The sequence below is a fragment of the Ralstonia sp. OTU4908 genome (assembly GCF_038440115.1).
GTDB lineage: Bacteria > Pseudomonadota > Gammaproteobacteria > Burkholderiales > Burkholderiaceae > Ralstonia > Ralstonia pickettii.
Genome location: NZ_JASATD010000003.1, coordinates 201,594 through 224,001, shown reverse-complemented (window position 1 = coordinate 224,001; position 22,408 = coordinate 201,594). Strand labels below are relative to the sequence as shown.

Genomic DNA, 22,408 nt, shown 5'->3' with positions numbered 1-22,408 from the left:
TTTCATGGCTTTGCCTCTCGCGGGTTTGCGCGTGCTCGACTTGTCGAACGTGCTGGCCGGACCGTTCTGCGGCTATCAGCTGGGTTTGCTCGGCGCTGAAGTCATCAAGGTGGAGGTGCCCGGTAATGGCGATCTCGCCCGCCGTCTGGGGGCCGATCCCGAGCAGGCGCGCCGCAAGATGGGCGCCTCGTTCGTCGCCGTCAATGCGGGCAAGCAGTCCGTCACCGTCAACCTGAAGCACCCGGAAGGGCGCGCGATCCTGCTCAAGCTGGTGGCGCAGGCCGATGCGCTGATCGAAAACTACCGGCCCGGCGTGATGGACCGCCTGGAACTCGGCTACGACGTGCTGCGCGAGGTGAATCCGCGTCTTGTCTACTGTGCCATCTCGGGCTTCGGCAAGGATGGCCCGCTCAGCGGCAGACCGGCATACGACCAGATCATCCAGGGCATTTCCGGCGTGATGAGCGTCACGGGCGATGACGAATCCGCGCCGCTGCGCGTGGGTTACCCGATCAGCGACACGGTGGGCGGCATCACGGCGGCGCTGGCCGTCACCGCATGCCTGCTCGGCGCGCAACGCACGGGGCAGGGCTGCATGGTGGATGTATCGATGCTGGAATCGACGCTCGCCACCATGGGCTGGGTCGTCTCCAACTACCTGAATGCCGGTGTGACGCCGCACCCGATGGGCAATCAGAACTTCACGGCGGCACCCTCCGGCACGTTCCGCACGGGCGATGGGCTGATCAACATCGCGGCCAATGAAGACAAGCAGTTTGCCGCGCTGTGTCGCGTGGTCGGCCATCCGGACCTTGCCACCGATGCGCGCTTTGCCGAACGCCATGCACGCAAGGAACATCGCCAGCAACTCAATGACGCACTGGAGGCCGCTCTGGCGGCGCGCTCGGCTGCCGAATGGGAACCGCTGCTGATCGAGGCCGGCGTTCCGGCGGGGTTGGTGCTCGACGTGCCAGGTGTGCTCGCGCACGAACAGGTGACGGGCCGCAACTTCGTCACCTCCTTCCCGGAAGCCGGGCAGCACGTGACGCGCGCGGGCTTCCGCCTCTCGGGCGAAGATCCGTGCCCGCAGACACCGGCGCCATTGCTCTCCGCCCATACCGACGACTGGCTCGCCAGGCTCGGCTACCGCCACGACCAAATCGAAGCCTTGCGCGCCGAAGGCGCCATCTGATCATGACGACCGCACCGACACTGGACGCCGCCGGCCTCGCTGCCGATTACTGGCGCACCGACATCATCGACATCGAACCGGGCCGTATCCACGTGCGCGGCTACCCCATCCAGGAGCTGATCGGCCAGATCGGTTTTGCCGAAATGATCTGGCTGATGCTGCGCGGCGAGTTGCCCGCCAAGCGCCAGGCCGCCTTGCTGGAAGCGGCGCTGGTCGCATCCGTCGACCACGGCCCGCATGCGCCATCCATTGCGATAGCCAAGATGGCGACAAGCTGTGGCCTGCCGCTCAACGGCGCGATGGCGTCTGCGTTGAACGCGCTGGACGACGTGCACGGCGGGGCGGGGCAGCAGGCCGTCGAGCTGCTTCACGATATCGAGGCGCGCATGTTCGACGGGGCCTCGCTGGAGGCGGCCACGGCGGCCGGTGTGGATGCGTTTATCGCCGCGCATGGCAAATACCTGCCGGGCTTCGGACATCGCTTCCACCCGGTCGACCCGCGCGCCGGTCGGTTGCTCGCGCTGGTGGACGAGGCTGCGCAGGACGGCGTGGTCGGCGGGCGCTATGCCGCCATCGGCCGCGCCATCGAAGCGATGCTCTCCGACCGCAAGGGCAAGCCGATTCCGCTGAACATCGACGGCGCCACGGCCGTCATCTATGCAGAACTGGGTTTTGCGGCGCCGCTGGCGCGCGGCGTGTTCTGCCTGTCGCGGGCCGTCGGCATCCTGGCGCACGCATGGGAGCAAAGCAGCCGCGGCGAGCGCAACAAGGGCCCGATGCCGCGCCAGTTGCCGTACCGCTATACCGGCCACGGCACGCGGCACCTGGCGCAAGCCGAACCCGCCACCGCGCCATGACGTATTTCAACTGGCCCATCATCGAAACCACCGTCTTGACGGAGATGCCGGCCGCGCTGCGCCGCCCGGTGCCGACAGAATGGTCGCGCGCCAACAAAGGCGGGGCGCCGGTCGATTGCTTCCTGGAAGGACCGTGCTGGGACGCGCGCGGCAATCTGTGGCTGGTCGACATTCCGCATGGCCGCATCCTGCGTGTTTCTCCGCAGGGCGATTGGGATGTGGTGGCAGAGTACGACGGCGAACCGAACGGCCTGGCGCTGTGCCACGACGGCACGCTGCTGATCGCGGACTATAAGAATGGGTTGCTGTCGCTGGATCCCGCGACGGGCGCGGTCACGCCGTTCCTGACCCGCCGCAACAGCGAACGCTTCAAGGGCCCCAACGATCTGATCGTCGCCCGCAACGGCGATGTCTATTTCACCGACCAAGGCCAGACCGGCCTGCACGACCCCACCGGCCGCGTATATCGGCTGCGTACGGATGGCCGGCTCGATTGCCTGCTCGCCAATGGCCCGAGCCCCAACGGTCTGGTGCTCACTCCTGACGAATCCGCGCTGTTCGTTGCCATGACGCGCGACAACGCCGTCTGGCGTTTGCCGCTGCTTGCCGACGGCAGCACCAGCAAGGTCGGCCGCTTCGCGCAGTTCTATGGCACCAGCGGCCCCGACGGCATGGCGATGGATACTGCCGGGCACCTGTTCGTCGCGCATGCCTCGCTGGGCGCGGTGTTTGTTGTCTCGCCGCATGGCGAACCACTGGCGCGTATCGCGTCATGTCGTGGGCGCACCACCACCAACGTTGCTCTCACGCCGGACGGGCAATCGCTCGTCATTACCGAATCTGCCACGGGCACCGTACTGCGCGCCCGCTGGACCCCACCCCGCCACGGCTGAGCCCAGACGCGGGGCAGCCCCCGGGTACCCGCGTTGTCCCACAGCTGTCCTACAAACGGGGCGGCCCTCAGATCGTCAAAATTCCGACGTTTTTCCCTTCCCGAGACGGCGATGCGGCACTTTATGCCGCGCTGCACCAAAGGAAGTGCGGCATGCGTCTTTTTCAGCCCGAGCAAGCTCGTTCCTCGCGCGATTTTCGTATCGATTAGAGGTACAAGTATCTTTTAGAGAGACAAAAGGGTAGGAGTCGTCCTACAAAACCGTCATTTGACTGTAGGAACCGTCCTACAAAACGAGCCCCAAACCGGTCGGAACTGTCCTACACGGCGTGTAGGAGTGGGTCAGAAGTGTCCTACAAGCGGTTAACCCAGCATCCGATGCTCAGAGTCGCAGAAGTGCGACGCCTTCACTGTCGATTTATGGCGACTTTAGGCAATTTAATTGCTATCTTTCGGCGTTCATTGGGGTAAATACGTGTCAAACGCCCGCTTTAGCGCATCGTCCAGCCTGGACCGTTGCGTCGGCAAAGGCTTCGTCTGCCACGTTTATTAACAGATTTGTAGGAAAATTGCCTACAAAAAAATGGACTACCTCACCCCTCCGACGTAGGGGTCCCCCCTTCTTTACTTACCCCGGACGTAAACCCACAATGTGTTCAACAGAAAACAACTTCGCCATGTCTTTAGCGACGTGAGTAAGAAGGGGCAGGAAGTGCCGGCAACGGTGCCGACTGCAGGAAACATCCGATCTGTGGGGATTGGTGAACAGCCCGGCGAGGGTAGGCGCAAAAAAAATAGCGCCAACCGGACATCACCATGCGAGACCGGATGCAAGTTGTACTTTTACTGCACACGACGGGACATACATGGACACGCAAGACATTGTTTCCGAGATCAGCGAACTGAATCTCACCTATTTGATGCTTGCCCAGCAGATGCTGGCCAAGGATCGTGATGCCGCACTGTTTCGCCTCGGCATCTCCGAAGAACTGGCTGACATCCTGCTGACGATGTCGCCCGCGCAGATCGTCAAGCTGGCCAGCACGAACATGATGCTGTGCCGCTTCCGCTTCGACGATCACGCCATCCTGGGTCTGGTGACCCAGCCGCACCGTGACAAGGGCCTGCAGCAATCGCAAATGTCGATTCTGCTGGCACGTCAGGCGGTTGAGCAGATCAGCTGAACCGTTTGCGGCGGGTGTTCCGCCGGGTTCAGAGATTGCACTTTGGATGAGCAGCAAGCGAAAGCGGGAGCAGTGCCATGCGTCACACCAGCGTCATGAACGAAGTTGAGCAGATCCACCTTGCAGCGGAATTGATTTCGCTCGGTGCCCGTCTGCAATTGCTGGAACAGGAAACCACGCTCAGCCGTGAGCGTCTGGTCAAGCTGTACAAGGAAATTCGTGGGGAATCGCCGCCCAAGGGCATGCTGCCCTTTTCGGCAGACTGGTTCCTGACGTGGTCGCCGAACATCCATTCGTCGATCTTTCTGAACATCTACCGTTTTCTGGGCGAGAACAGCCGCAGTACCGGTGTGCGCCGCCTGATCTCGGCCTACAAGCTGTACCAGGAACATATTCACGTCCACGAACAGGAAGAGGTGCTCTCGATCACCCGCGCGTGGATGATGCTGAAGTTCTTCGAGGGGAAGATGCTGCACACCGTGAAGTGCAAGCGCTGCACCGGCCATTTCGTGGCCCACGCAGACGACCTGCACCACGATTTCGTGTGCGGTGTGTGCCAGCCGCCGTCACGCGCAGGGAAGAAAAAGCGCGTCGCTGCTCCGGTTGATGCGATCGCGGAAAAGACGGTCGACGCCTGATAACGGCATTGCAGGGTACGGGAACACGGGAACACGGGACTTGCAGAACCGCCGGGGGATGGACAAAAAAGGGCGGACGGGAAAAGAAGGTAGCAGTACGGGAAATACGGGAATAGCCGCGCAGATCGGCACATAACAATACAAAGAGCAGAAAAGCAAAGAACACAGAGCAGGAAAAGCACAGGGGCTCAGGCAGGACAAAAGGGGAAGGGGGTAGGCCGGTCGCGGGAAACTGCGGACCGGCATTTTTTTGCCGCCGCGCGTAGAAGAAGGGCGAAAAGGGGGGACGGAAAGCGATTTCCGTCCCCTTTTTCTTTGAGTTTGCCTAGGGGCAAGCCTTCCCTGAGCCGGGTGGCGCTCAAGCCCCCCGATTTGTTGCCGTTCTTGGGGAAGAAGGGCGCGGCGGCAGGGTTTTTCGAGCACCGCGCAGCAGCAAAAGCCGGCGCTCAAGCCTTCAGTTAACCGGGGGAATGCCGATATTCCCCTTGTATTGATCGAAGGATCGCCCATTCAGGAGTTCGCCCCGTGTTAGTTGCCATCGGTTACATCGTGATTCTCGCGTCGGTGTTCGGCGGCTACATGCTGGCCGGAGGACACCTCGGGCCCTTGTTCCAGCCGACCGAGCTGCTGATCATCTTCGGCGCCGGCATTGGCGCGTTCGTGGTCGGCAACGACAAGAAGGCCATCAACGCCACCGTCAAGGCCCTGCCGGGCCTGTTCAAGGGCTCGAAGTACACCAAGGCCCTCTATATGGAAGTGATGGCGCTGCTGTATGTGGTGCTGTCCAAGATCCGCCGCGAAGGGATGATGTCGATCGAAGCCGACATCGAGAACCCGCATGAAAGCGCGCTGTTCGCCAATTACCCCGCCATCCAGGCCGATCACCACGCACTGGATTTCATTTGCGATTACCTCCGCCTGATGGTCGGCGGCAACCTGAATCCATTCCAGATCGAGGCGCTGATGGATCAGGAAATCGACACCCACCACCACGAAGCCGAACAACCGGCCCGCATCATCACCAAAGTGGGCGACGCCATGCCGGCCTTCGGCATCGTGGCCGCCGTGATGGGCGTGGTCCACACCATGGGCTCGGTCGGCCTGCCGCCGGCAGAGCTGGGCAAGCTGATCGCCTCGGCGCTGGTCGGCACGTTCCTCGGGATCTTGCTGGCGTACGGCTTTATCGGGCCGCTGGGTTCGTTGCTGGAGCAGCGCGCAGAAGAGTCGACCAAGTTGTTCCAGTGCATCAAGGTGACACTGCTGGCCAGCATGAACGGCTACGCCCCGGCAATTGCCGTGGAGTTCGGCCGCAAGGTGCTGTTCTCGACCGAGCGCCCGTCCTTTGCCGAGCTGGAAGACCACGTACGCGGTGCCAAGACAGCCTGAACCCACTCATGATCCTACTGCGCGTCCCGATCTTGGCCCTGCGATGCTCGCCGTACCCGTGTACGGCTGCGCTCCTCGCGCCTACCTCGGGCCTGCTCGCTACGGATCCTGAGCGGGTTCAAAACGACAACGACAACCACAAGAGCATAGCCACCGAGCTGCGCCACTAACCACAGTACACACCGACGGGAACGGACCATGAGCAAGTCCAGCACGCCGACCTTCATTGTCATTCGGCGCAACAAGAAAGGCGGACACGGCCACCACGGTGGCGCGTGGAAGATCGCCTACGCCGATTTCGTGACCGCCATGATGGCGTTCTTCCTGCTGATGTGGCTGCTCAGCTCGGTGACGAAGGCTGAGCTGTCGTCGGTCGAAACGTATTTCCGCACGCCGCTGAAGGTGGCGCTGTTCGGTGGCGCCGGTTCGGGCGACCAGTCGAGCATCCTGCAGGGCAGCCCGGCGCTCAAGCAGAACATGCCGCAGCCGAACCCGAGCCCGAGCCCGACCGTCCAGCGCCAGCGCAACATCCGCGATGAATCGGACGATGCGGCGCTGAACAAGCTCAAGCAGAAGATTGCCGAGATGGTCGAGACGAACCCGGTCATGAGCCAGTTCAAGCACCAGTTGCTGATCGACATGACCACCGAAGGCCTGCGCATCCAGATCGTCGACCAGCAGAATCGTCCGATGTTTGCCAACGCCAGCGCAGAGGTGCAGCCGTACATGCGCACGATCCTGCGCGAGCTCGGTTCGGCACTGAACGACGTGCCCAACCCGATCAGCCTGTCGGGCCACACCGACGCCACGCAGTACGCCACGCAGCATGGCTACAGCAACTGGGAACTCTCGGCCGACCGTGCCAACGCATCGCGACGCGAGCTGGTGGCGGGCGGCATGAAGCCCGAGAAGGTCAGCCGCGTGGTGGGCCTGGAAGCATCGGTGCCGCTGGACAAGGCCAACATCTACAACCCGATCAATCGCCGCATCAGCATCGTCGTGCTCAACGCGCGCGCCGCTGAAGCCGTGCGCTCGGGTGGGGTCGAGCCGGTGGCCGACCTGCGCAATGACGGCAAAGACACGCTGACCGACGCCGCTGCACGTGCCACAGGTGTGGCCGATGCGGTAAGCGCGGCCAAGCCATAAAGAGCGCCGAGGGGGAAACAGTCAATGAGCGAGAAACACATCCTGGTGGTGGACGATTCCACGTCGATCCGCCGCATGATTGCCGCGTGCCTGCGCGAGTGCGGCTTTGCCGTGACGGAAGCCGGGGACGGCACCGCCGCGCTGGAAGCCGCGCGCGCACTGGCCCAGGGCAGCCACCACCTTGTGATTACCGACCAGGTGATGCCGTCGATGGACGGCCTGACCCTCATCCGCGCCCTGCGCACGTTGCCGGCCTACGCCGACACCCCGATCCTCATGCTGACCACTGAGGCAGACAGCACCATCCGCGACCAGGCACGCGCTGCCGGCGCGACGGGCTTTCTGCCCAAGCCGTTCGACCCGGATGGGCTGACGGATTCGGTGATGCAGTTGCTCGAATGGCATGCGCAGACCCACGGGTCTGCATCGACGCATTAAACGACCGAGACGACAGATATGAACCTCGACCTTAGCCAGTTTTTCGGCGCCTTTTTCGAAGAGGCGGAAGAGCTGCTCGTCGACATGGAGCGGCTGCTGCTCAACCTCGATGTCGCCAATCCTTCTTCTGATGATCTGAACGCCATCTTCCGCTGCGCGCACTCCATCAAGGGTGGTGCTGCAACGTTCGGTTTCACACACATGACGGAACTCACGCATGTGGCCGAATCGATTCTGGACCGCGCCCGCACCGGTACCCTGCAGCTGCGCGAAAACATGGTGGATGCCTTCCTGGAAACGAAAGACGTGTTGAAAAGCCAACTTGATGCCTACCGGCAAGAGCACCCTATCGATACGGCCACGCTCGAATACATGGTGGCCAAGCTCAACAGCCTGACCGCCGAGGACGGCGCCCCTGTTGCTGCCGCGCCGGCAGCTGCGGCGCCCGTGGCGACGCCCGAACCGGTGGCTGCGCCCCAGCCCGAGCCGGTGGTGGTCGAGGCGGCTGCGGCCGAAGCCGTGGGCGACATCGAAGGTGGCCTCGATATCAAGCTCATCGACGTCTCGAACGAAGACTGCGAGCTGATCGTCACCGAACTCAAGCACCTGGGCACCGTGCTGCGCCACGCGCGCACCGGCCGCAACAGCGACATCGTGCTGCAGAGCACCTGCACCGCCGACGACATCATCGCGGTGAGCTGCTTCATCATCGATGCCGACCAGATCGTCATCACACCGCACGTAGGTGGCGCGGCGCCGGCCGCTGAGGCCGCTGCGCCGGTGGTGGCTGCACCGACGCCCGCTGCCGCACAGACGGAAGTGCACGCCCCGGCTGCCAACGAAGCTGCGCCGGCCCAGGCCGTTGCCGCTGCCGCCGCCCCGGTGCCGGCCCGCCCGGCCGCGGCCGACCAAAAGCCGACCGTGGCTGCCGAAACGTCGATCCGCGTGGGCGTGGAAAAGGTCGACCAGCTGATCAACCTGGTGGGCGAACTCGTCATCACGCAGGCCATGCTGGCGCAAACCGCACAGGCCTTCGACCCGGTGCTCAACGAGCGCCTGTTTGCCGGCCTGTCGCAGCTCACGCGCAACGCGCGCGACCTGCAAGAGGCCGCCATGTCCATCCGCATGATGCCGATGGACTACGTGTTCAACCGTTTCCCGCGCCTGGTGCGCGACCTGGCGCACAAGCTGGGCAAGCAGGTCGAGCTGTCGACGTTCGGCAAGTCGACCGAACTGGACAAGGGCCTGATCGAACGGATCATCGATCCGCTCACGCACCTGGTGCGCAACAGCCTGGACCACGGCATCGAACTGCCTGAGGCCCGCGTGGCCGCCGGCAAGGACGCCACCGGCCAACTGCTGCTGTCTGCTGCCCACCAGGGCGGCAACATCGTCATCGAGGTGAGCGACGACGGCCAGGGCCTGAACCGCGACAAGATCCTCAAGAAGGCGCGCGAGCGCGGTCTGCCCGTGTCGGACAACATGACCGACGACGAGATCAACCAGCTGATCTTCGCGCCGGGCTTCTCCACGGCTGACCAGGTGACGGATGTGTCCGGCCGCGGCGTCGGCATGGACGTGGTCAAGCAGAACATCCAGTCGATGGGCGGCTACGTCGAGATCCAGTCGCAAAAGGGCAAGGGCACCACGATCCGCATCGTGCTGCCGCTCACGCTGGCGATCCTCGACGGCATGTCGGTCAAGACCGGCGACGAAGTGTTCATCCTCCCGCTGTCGTGCGTGGCCGAATCGCTGCAGCCGCGTCCGGAAGACATCAAGGCCGTGCCGGGCGGCGGTCGCCTGCTGAAGGTGCGCAACGAATACCTGACGCTGGTGCCGATGTACGAACGCTTCCGCATCACGCCGTCGCTGCCCAATCCGTCGGAAGGCATCGTCGTGATTCTGGATTCGGAAGGCAAGAAGATTGCGCTGCAGGTGGACGAACTGGTCGGTCAGCAGCAGGTGGTGGTCAAGAACCTCGAGACCAACTACCGCCGTGTGCCCGGCATTTCGGGCGCGACCATCCTGGGCGACGGCAGCGTTGCCCTGATCGTCGATGTGTCGGCACTGATGCGCGAGACCCGCTCGGGCCATTCAGAAAACGCGATGCGTGCCGTTACTGCCGAAAAGCACGACATGGGCGAAGCACAGGGCGGTCGTTTCTCGACCGAGGCGATGGCCGCAGCATAAGCGTCCACGTCTGACAGGGTGGGATCGGCCACCCGGCAATGAATTCAATCTAGTGGCCCAACGGGCCGAGGGGAGCCGCAATGGAAGTCAAGGAACACGCGATCGGCGAAGACACCGGCGGGGAGGAATACCTGGCCTTCACGCTGGGCCGCGAGGAATACGGCATCGACATCCTGAAGGTGCAGGAAATCCGCGGCTACGAGACCGTCACGCGCATCGCCAATGCACCCGACTTCATCAAGGGTGTGATCAACCTGCGCGGCATCATCGTGCCGATCGTTGATCTGCGCATCAAGTTCCAGCTCGATCGTGTCGAATACAACCAGTACACCGTCGTCATCATCCTGAACCTGAAGGACCGTGTGGTCGGCATCGTGGTGGATGGCGTGTCGGACGTGCTGACGCTGCAAAGCCAGCAGATCAAGCCGGCGCCGGAGTTTTCGGGCGCGCTGGACACGGAATACATCCGTGGCCTGGGCTCGATCGACGAGCGCATGCTGATCCTGGTGGACATCGAGCGCCTGCTGATGTCGGCCGACATGGCGCTGTGCGACGAAGCAGAAGCCGCCTGATCGCAACATGAATCCAGCCGGGGCACGGGCGACGTGCTCACGGCATATGAAGGCTGGGCCAACTGGGCCCAGCGGGCGACAAGACACCGTAACAACAGGTGCGGCGCCGTAAGGGGAGGGAAGCATGTTCAGCAAAATGACCATCCGGCTCCGCTTGGGGCTGATGATGGCGGGCATCGGTGTGCTCGCCGTCATCGTGGGCGTGACGGGCCTGATCGGCATGCGGCACGCCAACACCCGCGTGCAGGACGGCTATGCCGTGCAGCTGGCGGGCACCGTGGCATTGGCCGAATCCGATTCCAATCTCCTGAGCTTCCGCATCGTGCTGGATCGTGCAGCCATGGCGCCCAATGCGCCCGGCATGGAAAAGACGATCGAGCGCGCCCAGATGTTCCTCGACAAGTCCGACGCCGCCTGGAAGCGCTACCGCGCGCTGCCCACCCCGGCAGACGAACGCAAGCTGGCCGACGAGGCCCAGGGCCTGCGTGAAGCGTTTCTGCGTGATGGCGCACAGGTGTTGATGCAAGCCGTGCAAGCGCACGACGAAGCGCGCATCAACAAGACGGTCATGGACGTCATGCCGGCGCTGTACCGCCCCCTTGGCGACAAGGTCGCGGCGCTCAACCGATTGCAGATGGACGTGGCCAAAACCAGCTACGAAGCCAGCCAGGCAGAACAGCACAATCTCAGCGCCCTCACCACAGGCCTGCTGCTGGGCGGCATTCTGGTGGGCGGGCTGCTGACGTGGGCGCTACGCCGTTCGATCACGCTGCCGTTGATGCGTGCCATCGAAACGGCCGAGCACATCACGCAGGGCGACCTTACGCACACCATCCAGGTGGATCGCGCCGATGAAACCGGCCGCCTGCTGCGCGCACTGCAACGCATGCAGGACAGCCTGCAGAAGATGGTGGGGCAGGTGCGCTCGGGTTCCGACTCGATCGCCAGCGCCACGCAGCAGATTGCTGCCGGCAATGCGGACCTCTCGCAGCGCACCGAGCAGCAGGCTTCGGCGCTGGAAGAAACCGCATCGAGCATGGAAGAACTGACGAGCATCGTGCGTCAGAACGCCGACAACGCACGTCAGGCCAGCACGCTGGCCGGCAATGCATCGGACATCGCCGTCAAGGGCGGTGAAGTGGTTGGCCGGGTGGTGGACACCATGGCCGGCATCAACGCCAGCAGCAAGAAGATCGCCGACATCATCGGCGTGATTGAAGGCATTGCCTTTCAGACGAACATCCTGGCCCTGAATGCGGCGGTCGAAGCCGCCCGCGCAGGCGAGCAGGGCCGCGGCTTTGCGGTGGTGGCAGGCGAAGTGCGCAGCCTGGCCCAGCGCTCGGCCACGGCTGCGAAGGAAATCAAGGAACTCATCAGCGATTCGGTTGGCCGCGTTGAAAACGGCACGACGCTGGTGGCGGAAGCGGGCAGCGTGATCGACGAAGTGGTGGTCGCCGTCAAGCGCGTGACGGACATCATGGGCGAGATCAGCTCCGCATCGGACGAACAGAGCGCGGGTATCGAGCAAGTCAATCGGGCCGTCACGCAGATGGACGAAGGCACGCAGCAGAACGCCGCGCTGGTGGAGCAGGCTGCTGCCGCCGCGATGTCGCTGCAGGAGCAGGCTAGCGGGCTGCGCCAGGCTGTGGAGGCGTTCCGCACGCAAGCCGGCGCGCAGGCCAACGTGGTACCCGCAGTGTCGGTGGCCGCGCGCGTGGCAGCCAAGCCGGCATTGAAAGCCAAGGCCGTGCCCCGCCGTGCCGCCAAGCCGAAGGCCGCAGGCCGAAATGCCGCTGAACCCATCGCGCAGACCGGGGCTGCAACTGCAGCGCCGGCCTCCGCCAAGGAACAACAACGCGAGCGCACCGCCGCCGCTGCCGAGACCAAAGCGGCTGCGTCAGCGCCCAAGTTGCCCGTACCCAAGCTCGTTGCCGCAGGCGGCGACGATAGCGACTGGGAGACCTTTTGACCATGTATGCACGGGATCTTCGCTGCTCGCGAAAGCTCTCTCGTGTGTGTTTGTGGTGTGCAGCCTGCCCTCCGGGGCAGGTTTTTTTTTGCCTGGGCTAGTGCCTGCTGAAGCCGGGGTGACCCCCCACTGAAGTGGCATGACCCCACGGCGGTTCTAAAGAGCCGCCCCCCGCAGGCCGATAGCGGTAGGGGGCATATAAAAACAGGAAGAGGTAGACAACATGGGTTGGATCAAGCGTTTGCCGGTGTCCACGGTACTCACCGGTGGTTTCCTGATCGTGGCGGCCATGGGCGCGGCCATCGGCGGGTTGGGCATCTATACGATCACGCAGTTGACAAAGGCCAGCGAAGAGCTGGCGCAAAAGCAGATGCGCGCCATCACGCAGATGGGCAGCGCGGCCAACAGCCTGGCGCATGCCAGCCGTGCGCAGACCGCATTGCTGATTGCCACCACGCTCACCGAGCGCAAGACGCTCAGCACGCAGATCGCCGACAGCATGCAGCACCTGAAAGACGGGGTGGAGAACGTGCGCCCGCTGTTCACGTCGGACGAAGGCAAGAAGATGATCCGCGAGGTCGATGCGATCTACCCCGTCTGGGGCAAGCGCATGACCGATTTCGTTGCACTGATGGACAAGCAGGGCCTGGACCCGACCCAGTTCGACAGTCGCGTCACGGCCGAGAACGTCGGCCTGCTGGACGACACCGCCGCGTTTGAAAAGACGCTCGACAAGATGGTCAAGCGTGTGGAAGAGGTCTCCGCCGCGTCCACCGTCAAGGCCCGTGACGATGCACACCGCTCGCGCCTGGTGATGATGGTGATGGCCTGTGCAGGTGCGCTGCTCGGCATCGTGCTGGGCCTGGTCATTGCGCGCCGGCTGTCGCGCCAGTTGGGCGGTGAGCCTTCGTACGCGGCCGAGATCGCGCGCCGCATTGCCGCCGGCGATCTGGCCGTGCACGTGCAGACCCGCCCCGGCGACCATGGCAGCATGCTCTTCGCCATGGCGCAGATGCAGCAGCAACTGACCGGCACGATCACCAACATCAAGAGTTCCGCCGATTCCATTGCCAGCGCCACCAAGCAGATCGCGGCCGGCAACGCAGACTTGTCGCAGCGCACGGAAGAGCAGGCCTCGTCGCTGGAGGAAACCGCTTCCAGCATGGAAGAGCTGACCAGCATCGTGAAGCAGAACGCCGACAACGCCCGCCAGGCCAGCCAGTTGGCCGGCAGCGCGTCGGACATCGCCGTCAAGGGTGGCGAAGTGGTGGGCCGCGTGGTCGAAACCATGGCCGGCATCAACGCCAGCAGCAAGAAGATCGCCGACATCATCGGCGTGATCGAAGGCATTGCCTTCCAGACCAACATCCTCGCCCTGAATGCAGCGGTGGAAGCCGCGCGCGCGGGCGAACAGGGACGCGGTTTTGCAGTGGTGGCCGGCGAGGTGCGCAGCCTCGCGCAGCGCTCGGCCACGGCGGCCAAGGAAATCAAGGAGCTGATCGGCGATTCGGTGGGCCGTGTGCGCAACGGGTCGGCCCTGGTGGCCGAAGCCGGCACGGTGATCGAGGAGGTGGTAGTGGCCGTGCGCCGGGTGACCGACATCATGGGCGAGATTTCCGCCGCGTCGGACGAGCAAAGCTCCGGCATCGAACAGGTCAACCAGGCCGTGAACCAGATGGACGAGGTCACGCAGCAGAACGCCGCGCTGGTGGAGCAAGCCGCCGCCGCCGCCCTGTCGCTGGAAGAGCAGGCGCAACTGCTGCGCAATGCCGTGGCGACGTTCCGCACCGATGCCTCGGCCGAGTTGGCCGTGGCGGCGCCGATTGCCGTTGCGGCGCCAGCCGTGCCCGGCGAAGCCCGCCCCCACAAGACCGAAGTGGTGCCCTCGATTGCGCGCGCCTTGGCTTCGCGCAAAGCCGCCAAGCCGGCTGTGTTACCGGAGGCTGCCCCCGAGCAGGTTGCCGGCCCGGCTGCCGCGCAAGGAGAAAAAGCGCCTCACGATGCACATGCACCGATTGTGCCGGTGGCTGCCGCCGTCGTTTCGGCAGCCGCTTCGGAGGCCGTCGTCGCCCCGGCCCTCAAGCTGACCACCGGTTCTGCCGATGAAGATGATTGGAGCACCTTCTGACGCCAGCCTCGCCCACAGCAAACTTGGCGCGGCCTGCGGTAACGGTGCCCGCCAACGACTGAGAGCGGGCATCAAGACTCGCCAAACACGGGGTTAGTTATCCATGGCAGCACAAAACTTGGCGCCAGTTTCGCCGACGCTCGCGTCGCGCGAGTTTTCATTCACCGCCGAAGATTTCGGCCGCATCCGCGACCTGATCTACCGGCGCGTCGGCATCTCGCTGTCCGACCGCAAGAGTGAAATGGTCTACAGCCGGCTGGCCCGCCGCCTGCGTGTGGTCAACTTCGGCTCGTTCCGCGACTACCTCGATGCACTGGAAAAAGGCCACCTGCCCGACGAGTGGGAGGCCTTTACCAACGCGCTGACCACCAACCTCACCGCGTTCTTCCGCGAGCAGCATCACTTCCCGATCCTGCACGAGCACGCCAAGGCCAAGCGCACGCCGTTCACCGTGTGGTGTTCGGCGTCGTCGACGGGCGAAGAGCCGTACTCGATCGCCATCACGCTGGCCGAAGCCTTTGGCTCGATGTCGCCCAGCCAGGTGAGCGTGATCGCCTCGGATGTGGATACCAACGCGCTGGCCCGCGCCCGCGCCGGCATCTATCCGATGGAGCGCGTCGCGGCCCTGTCGCCCGAGCGCCTGAAGAAGTACTTCCTGCGCGGTACCGGCAAGCAGGAGGGCTATGCCCGGGTGCGGCCCGAACTGCAGGCCATGATCGACTTTCGCCAGATCAACCTGCTCGAACGCGATTGGCCGTTGCAGCAGAAGTTCGACGTGATCTTCTGCCGCAACGTGATGATCTATTTCGACAAGCCCACGCAGGCCAAGATTCTTGAGCATTTCATCGACGTGATGAAACCCGATGGCCTGCTGTTTGCCGGCCATTCGGAGAGCTTCCTGCAGGTCACCAAGGCGTGGTCGCTGCGCGGCAAGACCGTGTACGAAGTCGCGCCCGAACTGCGCGCCAGGATGGGGGCACGATGATCGAATTCGGCAAACGCGCGACGCCGCAATCGGCCGCCGATGCCGTGCGCGGCGACAGCGGCATGGCCAGCGGCATGAGCGCTGGCGCCATGGCCACGCTCGCGCAATCGGCGGCCAGCACCCACGCCTACTACGACACCACCTTCAGCCGGCGCGCCATGAAAGTGCTGCCCGGCGAGTATTCCGTCACCACCGAAGACCTGATGCTGGTCACGGTGCTCGGCTCGTGCGTGTCCGCCTGCGTGCGCGACAAGACCCTCGGCATTGGCGGCATGAACCATTTCATGCTGCCCTCGCGTAACGAAGGGGAATCGATCCTGTCGCCCTCCATGCGCTACGGCACGCACGCGATGGAAGTGCTGCTCAACCAGCTCTACAAGGCGGGCGCCAAGCGCGAGCGCCTGGAGATCAAGGTGTTTGGCGGCGCCGCCGTGCTGGCCGGCATGAGCACACTCGACGTGGGCGAGCGCAACGGCAAGTTCGTGCTCGAATTCCTGCGCAACGAAGGCCTGACCGTGGCCGCCAAAGACCTGTTCGACGTGCATCCGCGCAAGGTGTATTTCGTACCGTCCACCGGCCAGATCATGGTGCGCAAGCTGCGCTCGCAGAACACGGCGGCCGAGCTGGACAGCGAGGCGCAATACGCCAGCAAGCTGTCGAAGTCCATCACGACGAAGCCAGCCTCGCGCCTGCAACTCTTTACTTAATCCCTGAAACTTGCCCCCCCGAACATGAACGACAAACGCAAGATTCAGGTGCTGTGCATCGACGATTCCGCACTGATCCGCAGCATCCTGAAGGAGATCATCAACAGCCAGCCGGATATGGAAGTGGTGGGTGTGGCGCCCGACCCGATCATCGCGCGCGACCTCATCAAGCAGACCAATCCGGACGTGCTCACGCTGGACGTCGAAATGCCGAAGATGGACGGCCTCGACTTCCTGGAAAAGCTCATGCGCCTGCGCCCGACGCCGGTGGTCATGATCTCTTCGCTGACGGAGCGCGGCTCTGAAGCCACGCTGCGCGCGCTGGAGTTGGGCGCGGTGGATTTTGTCGCCAAGCCCAAGCTGGGCATGCGCGATGGCATGAACGAATACGCCGACCAGATTGCCGACAAGATTCGGGCAGCGGCCCGGGCAAGGCTGCGTCCGCGCGCTGCCGCACCGGTTGCTGCGGCCGGCTCGGCAACGGCATCGGCGCCCGGCGCACACGTTCGCGCGGAGCATGCACCGGCAACCCCGGCACTTGCGCGTACCCATTTCTCGTCGACGGAAAAGCTCATCATCGTGGGCGCTTCCACCGGCGGCACCGAGGCCATCAAGGATTTCCTGCTGGAAATGCCGCCCGACTGCCCCGGCATCCTGATCGTGCAGCACATGCCGGCGGGTTTCACCACGTCGTTCGCCAAGCGGCTGGACGGCCTGTGCCGCATCCGCGTGAAGGAAGCCGCGCATGGCGAGCGTGTGCTGCCGGGCCATGCCTACATTGCCCCGGGCGACATGCACCTGTCGCTGGGCCGCAGCGGCGCCAACTACGTTACCGAGCTGGATCAGGGCCCGCCGGTCAATCGCCATCGTCCGGCCGTGGACGTGCTGTTCCGGTCCGCCGCGCGCAACGCCGGGGCCAACGCCCTGGGCGTCATCCTCACCGGCATGGGCAAGGACGGCGCGGTGGGCATGCTGGAAATGCGCAACGCCGGCGCCTACAACGTCGCGCAGGACGAGGCGTCCTGTGTGGTCTACGGCATGCCCAAGGAAGCCGTGGCCCACGGCGGCGTGCACGAAGTCCTGCCGCTGTCGCAGATCGGCCCGCACGTGCTGGCCAAGCTGTCGGCACATGGCCGCGTGACGCGGGTTTAACGCTGCGCTTTGCGGGTACATTGGTTGCGGGGGCGCAGCAGTCGGGCGCCCCAAACCATTCCGGCGCTCAAGAATCGGCTCCAGGCGCCGATAAGATTGCCAAGGAAGCCCGAAACCCCCCAATTCAGTAAGTTTGCGGAGATTGTGTCCATGGACAAGAGCCAGTACCGATTCCTCGTCGTCGACGATTTCCCGACGATGCGCCGGATCGTGCGTAACCTGCTCAAGGAACTCGGTTTTGCCAACGTCGACGAGGCCGAAGACGGCGCCGCCGGCCTGGCCAAGGTCAAGGAAGGCCGGTTCGATTTCGTGATTTCGGACTGGAACATGCCCAACATGGATGGCCTGCAGATGCTGCAGAGCATCCGGGCTGACGCCAACACCGCCATCAGCAAGCTGCCGGTGCTGATGGTGACGGCCGAGGCCAAGAAGGAAAACATCATCGCCGCCGCCCAGGCAGGAGCCAACGGCTACGTGGTCAAGCCCTTCACGGCGGCCACGCTGGACGAAAAGCTGGGCAAGATTTTCGAGAAGCTCGAAAAGGGGGCGTGATGAGCGAGATGCATGATGGCGCCCAGGCGCTGGCCGCAGAAGGCGTGGACCATGGCGACATGCCCGAAATGCTCCAGCGCATTGGCCACCTCACCCGCATGCTGCGCGAAAGCATGCGCGAACTGGGCCTGGACAAGGGTGTCGAGAAGGCCGCATCAGCCATCCCCGACGCACGCGACCGCCTGAACTACATCGCCAACATGACCGAGCAGGCGGCCACCCGCGTGCTCAACGCCATCGACGCGGCGCGGCCCGTGCAAGACGCACTGGAGTCCGACTCCCAGGCACTGGTCAACCGCTGGCAGTCGTGGATGGACCGCCAACTGGGCGACGACGAGATCCGCGAGCTGGTCGGCCAGACCAATGGCTTCCTGCGCAGCGTTCCTGAAAAAACGCGCGACACGAACCAGCAACTCATGGAAATCCTGATGGCGCAGGACTTCCAGGACTTGACTGGCCAGGTGATCAAGAAGGTGCTGGACGTTGTCCAGCTCATCGAAAGCCAGCTCGTCGGCATCCTGCTCGACAACGCGCCGGAACACCTTCGCGTGGAAGCCGCACAAGTGGCGACGTCGTTGCTCAACGGCCCGCAGATCAATCCGGACCATCCGGATGTGGTTGCCAACCAGGAACAGGTGGACGACCTGCTGGAAAGCCTCGGCTTCTGAACCTGCGTTGCCTGGCCCTCGCAGTCGCGAGGGCCGGTACTTCTTCTGCCGAACCCTGAGCGGGCGGCATCAACGTCAACTGCTTGCAGAGAACTGCCGCAAGCGCGTTGCCATTCCGGCCGACATCCACGGCCGAGCTCCAGAACATACGATCAGGGCATCCACGCGTGCGAGCATCGGTGCAAGCATCCGCTGCCCGGTGGCGGTGCCTGCTGCCATGATTGCGGCGCCAAGGCCGTTGACGTCGTCAACGTCGCGACCGATCAGGGTTACGCCATGGGGCCCATGCGCAGGCAGACCCGTTTCCGGATCGAGAACGTGGTGAAAGCGCTGACCGTTGTGCATGAAGTAACGCTCGTAGTCTCCGGATGACGCCACAACCCCGTCACTGAGCGTGACCACGCCCAGCAGTCGCTCCGGCGCAAGCGGATCGCGCAGTCCGACGCGCCATTCGTGACCTTGCAGCTTCCCGCTGGCCACCACATCGCCGCCACCGTTGATCATGGCATCGCGTATGCCGTGTTGCCGTAGCACGCGCATGCCTGCCTCCAGGATCGGCAGCTTGGCAATGCCGCCAAGATCCAGCCTCATCCCCGGGCGTCGCAAGTAGACGCTGCAGTGGCGCTCTTCCAGAACGACGTCTCGATAGTTGACGAAGCGGCGCTCACGCGCCAGTTCGCTGCTGCTCGGAATGCGGCTGTGCTCCGGATCAAAATTCCAGCCGGAGTAGGCGCCGACGGTGATATCGAAGGCGCCGCGGCTTTGCTCCGAGACCTGTCGGGCAAGCTTGAACACCGCCATGACTTCAGGTGCCACCGGCACGGGGTTCCGCCCCGCCGCGCGTGCCAGTGCGCTGACCTGGCTGTCGGGCCGGTAGCGGCTCATCAAGCATTCGAGCCGCGCCATCTCCACAAAGGCAGCGCGCATGGCCGCACCGGCGGCGCCCGGTCTCGCGTCTTGCGCAATGATGTCGATTTGAGTGCCCAGCAATTGAGTGGATGCGCGCTCCACAGAGGGGTCTGCCAGGGCCGGCCGTACGAACATGCCGACGGCCAGCAGGGGCACCCCCGCCAGGCAGCGCCGGCGGCCCAGGTTGGAAGGGGGCAGCGGATGCATGGCGCTACTGCGACTTCGCCACCATGTAGTCAACCGCAGCCTTGATGGCGTCGTCCGGCAAGGTCGATCCACCGCGTGCGGGCATGGCCCCCTTGTTGCCGTTGAAGCCCTCCAGTGCGTGCTTGTAAAGGGTCTCCTTACCTTGTGCGATGCGAGGCCCCCAGTCGGCCTTGTCGCCCGGCTTTGGTGCCCCGGCAACCCCTGCGGCGTGGCACATCGAGCAGACGTTGCCGAAGGTGCGCTTACCCAGCGCATTCTCCGGTTCCGCTGCTGCGGCCACCGTCGTTGCGGCGGGGGGTGTGCTGGTTTGTACCGGCGCGGGTGCCGCAGCAGTGGAGGCCGCGGGCGCGGCGGGTTCCTTCTGGCCACAGGCCGCAAGAACGGCACCGCAAATCAACATCAGCCCTAGGGTGGTTTTCGTGCGCATGGAAATCTCCTTGAGTCGGCGCGGGGTCCGCAAATGAACACGAATCGCATTCTGTACGCTCCCTTGCCATAAAGATGCATAAAAAATATGTTTTTCAAGAATGTGTGACGAAAGTCAATTGCTTCGGCTGCCTGCGAGCCGAAGATGCGACTTGCCGAGAAGGCCAGAGCGCAGATGTGAGCCGGCATCTTTCCGCCCGGCTTTGTGAAAACCGATAGAGGAATCGATACAGGGATCGATGATGACCAAGCACCAACAATCGCCATCCACACAGCAGGAAGAAGCGCTGAGCGTACCGGGGCGGCGTCGCTTCATGAATAGCGCAGCGCTTGCCGGGTTGGCAACGGTCGTGGCATGCACTGACAAGGGCACACCCGCTGCCGCACCCGCCGCATCTGCCAGCGCGCCCGCGGCCACGGCCGCAGGGGAACACGTCATCGCGGGCTTGCATCCGAAGCCGGGTGAACTCGATACCTACTACGGCCTGTGGAGCGGCGGACATACCGGCGACATGCGTGTCATGGGCATGCCCTCGGGGCGCGAGATCCATCGCATTCCGATGTTCGTGCCCGATGCACTGGTCGGCTGGGGCATCACGAACGAATCGAAGAAGGTGATGGGCACGAAGCCCGACGGCACTCTCAGGTACACGGTGGGCGATACCCACCACGTGCACGCGTCGTACAAGGATGGGAATTACGACGGCCGCTATGCGTGGATCAACGACAAGATCAACTCGCGCCTGGGGCGCGTGCGGCTCGACTACTTCATCTGCGACAAGATCACCGAACTGCCGAACGTGCAGGGCTTCCACGGCATCTTCCCGGACAAGCGCGATCCGCTCGACCCGAAGATCAACTACACGACGCGCGTGTTCTGCGGCGGCGAGTTTGCCATCCCGCTACCGAACACGGCGGGCATCGATGATCCGTCCAAGTACCGTTCACTGTTCACGTGCGTGGACGCCGAAACCATGGAAGTGCGCTGGCAGGTGCTGATCGACGGCAATTGCGACCTCGTCGCAACGTCGTACGACGGCAAGCTGGCCGCGACCAACCAGTACAACACCGAGATGGGCGTGCACTACGAAGACATGATGTCTGCGGAGCGCGATGCCTGTCTGTTCTTCAACGTTGCGCGCATCGAGGCGGCGGTCAAGGCCGGCAAGTTCAAGACCATCGGCGACTCCAAGGTGCCGGTGGTGGACGGCACGCACGCGGCCAACCAGGATCCGAAGACAGCACTGACGGCCTATGTGTCGGTGCCGAAGAATCCGCACGGCGTCAATGCCAGCCCCGATCAGAAGTACTTCATCTGTGCTGGCAAGCTCTCGCCCACCGGTACGGTCATCGAGCTGTCTCGCGTGCTCGACTGGTTCGACGGCAAGCTCGCCAAGATCGACGACGCCATCGTGGCGGAGGTCGAACTTGGCCTGGGGCCACTGCACACTGCGTTCGACGGGCGCGGCAACGCATACACGACGCTGTTCCTCGACAGCCAGATCGTGAAGTGGAACATTGATGCCGCCATCAAGTTCCACAACGGTGACAAGAACGCGAAGTACGTGGTCGACCGCCTTGACGTGCATTACCAGCCGGGCCACCTGAGCGCATCGCAATCCGAAACTATGGCCGCCGACGGCAAGTTCCTCGCCGTGGGCTGCAAGTTCTCCAAGGACCGCTTCCTGCCCGTTGGCCCGCTGCACCCCGAAAACGAACAGTTCATCGACATCTCCGGCGACAAGATGGTGCTGCTGCAGGACCACCCGATCCGCAGCGAGCCGCACGACTTCATCATCTTCAAGCGCGAGCTGCTGCACCCGAAGCAGGTCTATTCGCTGGACGATTTCCCGCTTGCCACCAAGGACCCGAAGCAGTCCGGCGTGGTGCGCAATGGCAAGAAGGTGACGGTGCGGCTCACCTCGCAGGCACCGGCGTACAGCCTGCGCGAGTTCAAGCTGAAGAAGGGCGACGAGGTCACGCTGATCCTCACCAATCTGGACAAGGTCGAGGATCTGACCCACGGCTTCGCGATTCCGAAATACAACATCAACTTCATCGTCAATCCGCAGGAAACCGCGTCGGTCACGTTCATTGCCGATAAGCCCGGAGTGTTCTGGTGCTACTGCACGCATTTCTGTCATGCACTGCACCTTGAAATGCGCAGTCGCATGATCGTTGAGGCCTGATTCCGAGGAGAGGCGCGCGTG

At 63.7% G+C, this 22,408-nt stretch carries 20 protein-coding genes; 18 read left to right on the top strand and 2 right to left on the bottom strand.

What is annotated here, in order from left to right:
* The first annotated feature begins 4 nt into the window (after positions 1-4).
* The 17 genes from AAHM38_RS04540 to cheZ all read left to right on the top strand — a co-directional run bounded on the left by AAHM38_RS04540 (position 5) and on the right by cheZ (position 18,656).
* The gene (locus tag AAHM38_RS04540; protein ID WP_116575283.1) at positions 5-1,192 is read left to right on the top strand and encodes a CaiB/BaiF CoA transferase family protein; all 1,188 of its coding nucleotides are present in this window, start codon (positions 5-7) and stop codon (positions 1,190-1,192) included.
* A gap of 2 nt (positions 1,193-1,194) precedes the next feature.
* Positions 1,195-2,049 carry a citryl-CoA lyase gene (locus AAHM38_RS04535; protein ID WP_116575282.1) on the top strand — a complete coding sequence of 285 codons (855 nt, stop codon included), beginning with the start codon at positions 1,195-1,197 and terminating at the stop codon, positions 2,047-2,049.
* On the top strand, positions 2,046-2,942 hold the full coding sequence (locus AAHM38_RS04530) for an SMP-30/gluconolactonase/LRE family protein (protein ID WP_116575281.1): 897 nt from the start codon (positions 2,046-2,048) through the stop codon (positions 2,940-2,942). The genes AAHM38_RS04535 and AAHM38_RS04530 overlap by 4 nt, the downstream gene beginning before the upstream one ends.
* An 865-nt stretch (positions 2,943-3,807) precedes the next feature.
* Positions 3,808-4,125 (top strand): flagellar transcriptional regulator FlhD, encoded by a 318-nt coding sequence (gene flhD, locus AAHM38_RS04525; RefSeq protein ID WP_004627783.1) that lies wholly within the window; start codon positions 3,808-3,810, stop codon positions 4,123-4,125.
* A gap of 77 nt (positions 4,126-4,202) precedes the next feature.
* Complete coding sequence (gene flhC, locus AAHM38_RS04520) at positions 4,203-4,763, top strand: flagellar transcriptional regulator FlhC (RefSeq protein ID WP_103519201.1); 561 nt, start codon at positions 4,203-4,205, stop codon at positions 4,761-4,763.
* Positions 4,764-5,288: 525 nt separating this feature from the next.
* On the top strand, positions 5,289-6,149 hold the full coding sequence (gene motA / locus AAHM38_RS04515; protein WP_065854235.1) for a flagellar motor stator protein MotA: 861 nt from the start codon (positions 5,289-5,291) through the stop codon (positions 6,147-6,149).
* A 198-nt stretch (positions 6,150-6,347) separates the two neighbouring features.
* Positions 6,348-7,295, top strand: a complete 948-nt coding sequence (gene motB / locus AAHM38_RS04510) for a flagellar motor protein MotB (protein WP_009240460.1) — start codon at positions 6,348-6,350, stop codon at positions 7,293-7,295.
* Positions 7,296-7,319: 24 nt separating this feature from the next.
* Positions 7,320-7,733, top strand: a complete 414-nt coding sequence (locus tag AAHM38_RS04505; protein WP_009240461.1) for a response regulator — start codon at positions 7,320-7,322, stop codon at positions 7,731-7,733.
* A gap of 18 nt (positions 7,734-7,751) precedes the next feature.
* Positions 7,752-9,923, top strand: a complete 2,172-nt coding sequence (gene cheA / locus AAHM38_RS04500) for a chemotaxis protein CheA (protein WP_116575280.1) — start codon at positions 7,752-7,754, stop codon at positions 9,921-9,923.
* Positions 9,924-10,003: 80 nt separating this feature from the next.
* Entirely contained in the window at positions 10,004-10,495 is a 492-nt protein-coding gene (locus AAHM38_RS04495) for a chemotaxis protein CheW (protein WP_009240463.1), read from the top strand.
* A gap of 124 nt (positions 10,496-10,619) precedes the next feature.
* On the top strand, positions 10,620-12,464 hold the full coding sequence (locus AAHM38_RS04490) for a methyl-accepting chemotaxis protein (RefSeq protein WP_009240464.1): 1,845 nt from the start codon (positions 10,620-10,622) through the stop codon (positions 12,462-12,464).
* Between the two features lie 223 nt (positions 12,465-12,687).
* Entirely contained in the window at positions 12,688-14,592 is a 1,905-nt protein-coding gene (locus AAHM38_RS04485) for a methyl-accepting chemotaxis protein (RefSeq protein ID WP_116575279.1), read from the top strand.
* A 103-nt stretch (positions 14,593-14,695) separates the two neighbouring features.
* The gene (locus tag AAHM38_RS04480; RefSeq protein WP_009240466.1) at positions 14,696-15,577 is read left to right on the top strand and encodes a CheR family methyltransferase; all 882 of its coding nucleotides are present in this window, start codon (positions 14,696-14,698) and stop codon (positions 15,575-15,577) included.
* An 89-nt stretch (positions 15,578-15,666) separates the two neighbouring features.
* Positions 15,667-16,284: a chemoreceptor glutamine deamidase CheD gene (cheD, locus tag AAHM38_RS04475; protein WP_037028864.1), complete on the top strand. Its 618-nt coding sequence runs from the start codon at positions 15,667-15,669 to the stop codon at positions 16,282-16,284.
* Between the two features lie 24 nt (positions 16,285-16,308).
* A complete protein-coding gene (locus AAHM38_RS04470) occupies positions 16,309-17,436 on the top strand; it encodes a protein-glutamate methylesterase/protein-glutamine glutaminase (RefSeq protein ID WP_116575278.1) in 1,128 nt (375 codons plus the stop codon).
* A gap of 150 nt (positions 17,437-17,586) precedes the next feature.
* Positions 17,587-17,988 carry a chemotaxis response regulator CheY gene (cheY, locus tag AAHM38_RS04465; protein ID WP_004627759.1) on the top strand — a complete coding sequence of 134 codons (402 nt, stop codon included), beginning with the start codon at positions 17,587-17,589 and terminating at the stop codon, positions 17,986-17,988.
* Complete coding sequence (gene cheZ / locus AAHM38_RS04460) at positions 17,988-18,656, top strand: protein phosphatase CheZ (RefSeq protein WP_004627757.1); 669 nt, start codon at positions 17,988-17,990, stop codon at positions 18,654-18,656. The genes cheY and cheZ overlap by 1 nt, the downstream gene beginning before the upstream one ends.
* 75 nt (positions 18,657-18,731) lie before the next feature.
* Here cheZ and AAHM38_RS04455 read toward each other — a convergent pair whose 3' ends face one another.
* Positions 18,732-19,772 carry an FAD:protein FMN transferase gene (locus AAHM38_RS04455; protein WP_116575277.1) on the bottom strand — a complete coding sequence of 347 codons (1,041 nt, stop codon included), beginning with the start codon at positions 19,770-19,772 and terminating at the stop codon, positions 18,732-18,734.
* 4 nt (positions 19,773-19,776) lie between these two features.
* Complete coding sequence (locus AAHM38_RS04450) at positions 19,777-20,199, bottom strand: c-type cytochrome (protein WP_039373659.1); 423 nt, start codon at positions 20,197-20,199, stop codon at positions 19,777-19,779.
* A 238-nt stretch (positions 20,200-20,437) separates the two neighbouring features.
* Between AAHM38_RS04450 and nosZ the strand changes: the two genes are divergently transcribed.
* Positions 20,438-22,387 (top strand): TAT-dependent nitrous-oxide reductase, encoded by a 1,950-nt coding sequence (gene nosZ, locus AAHM38_RS04445; RefSeq protein WP_116575276.1) that lies wholly within the window; start codon positions 20,438-20,440, stop codon positions 22,385-22,387.
* Positions 22,388-22,408 lie beyond the last annotated feature (21 nt).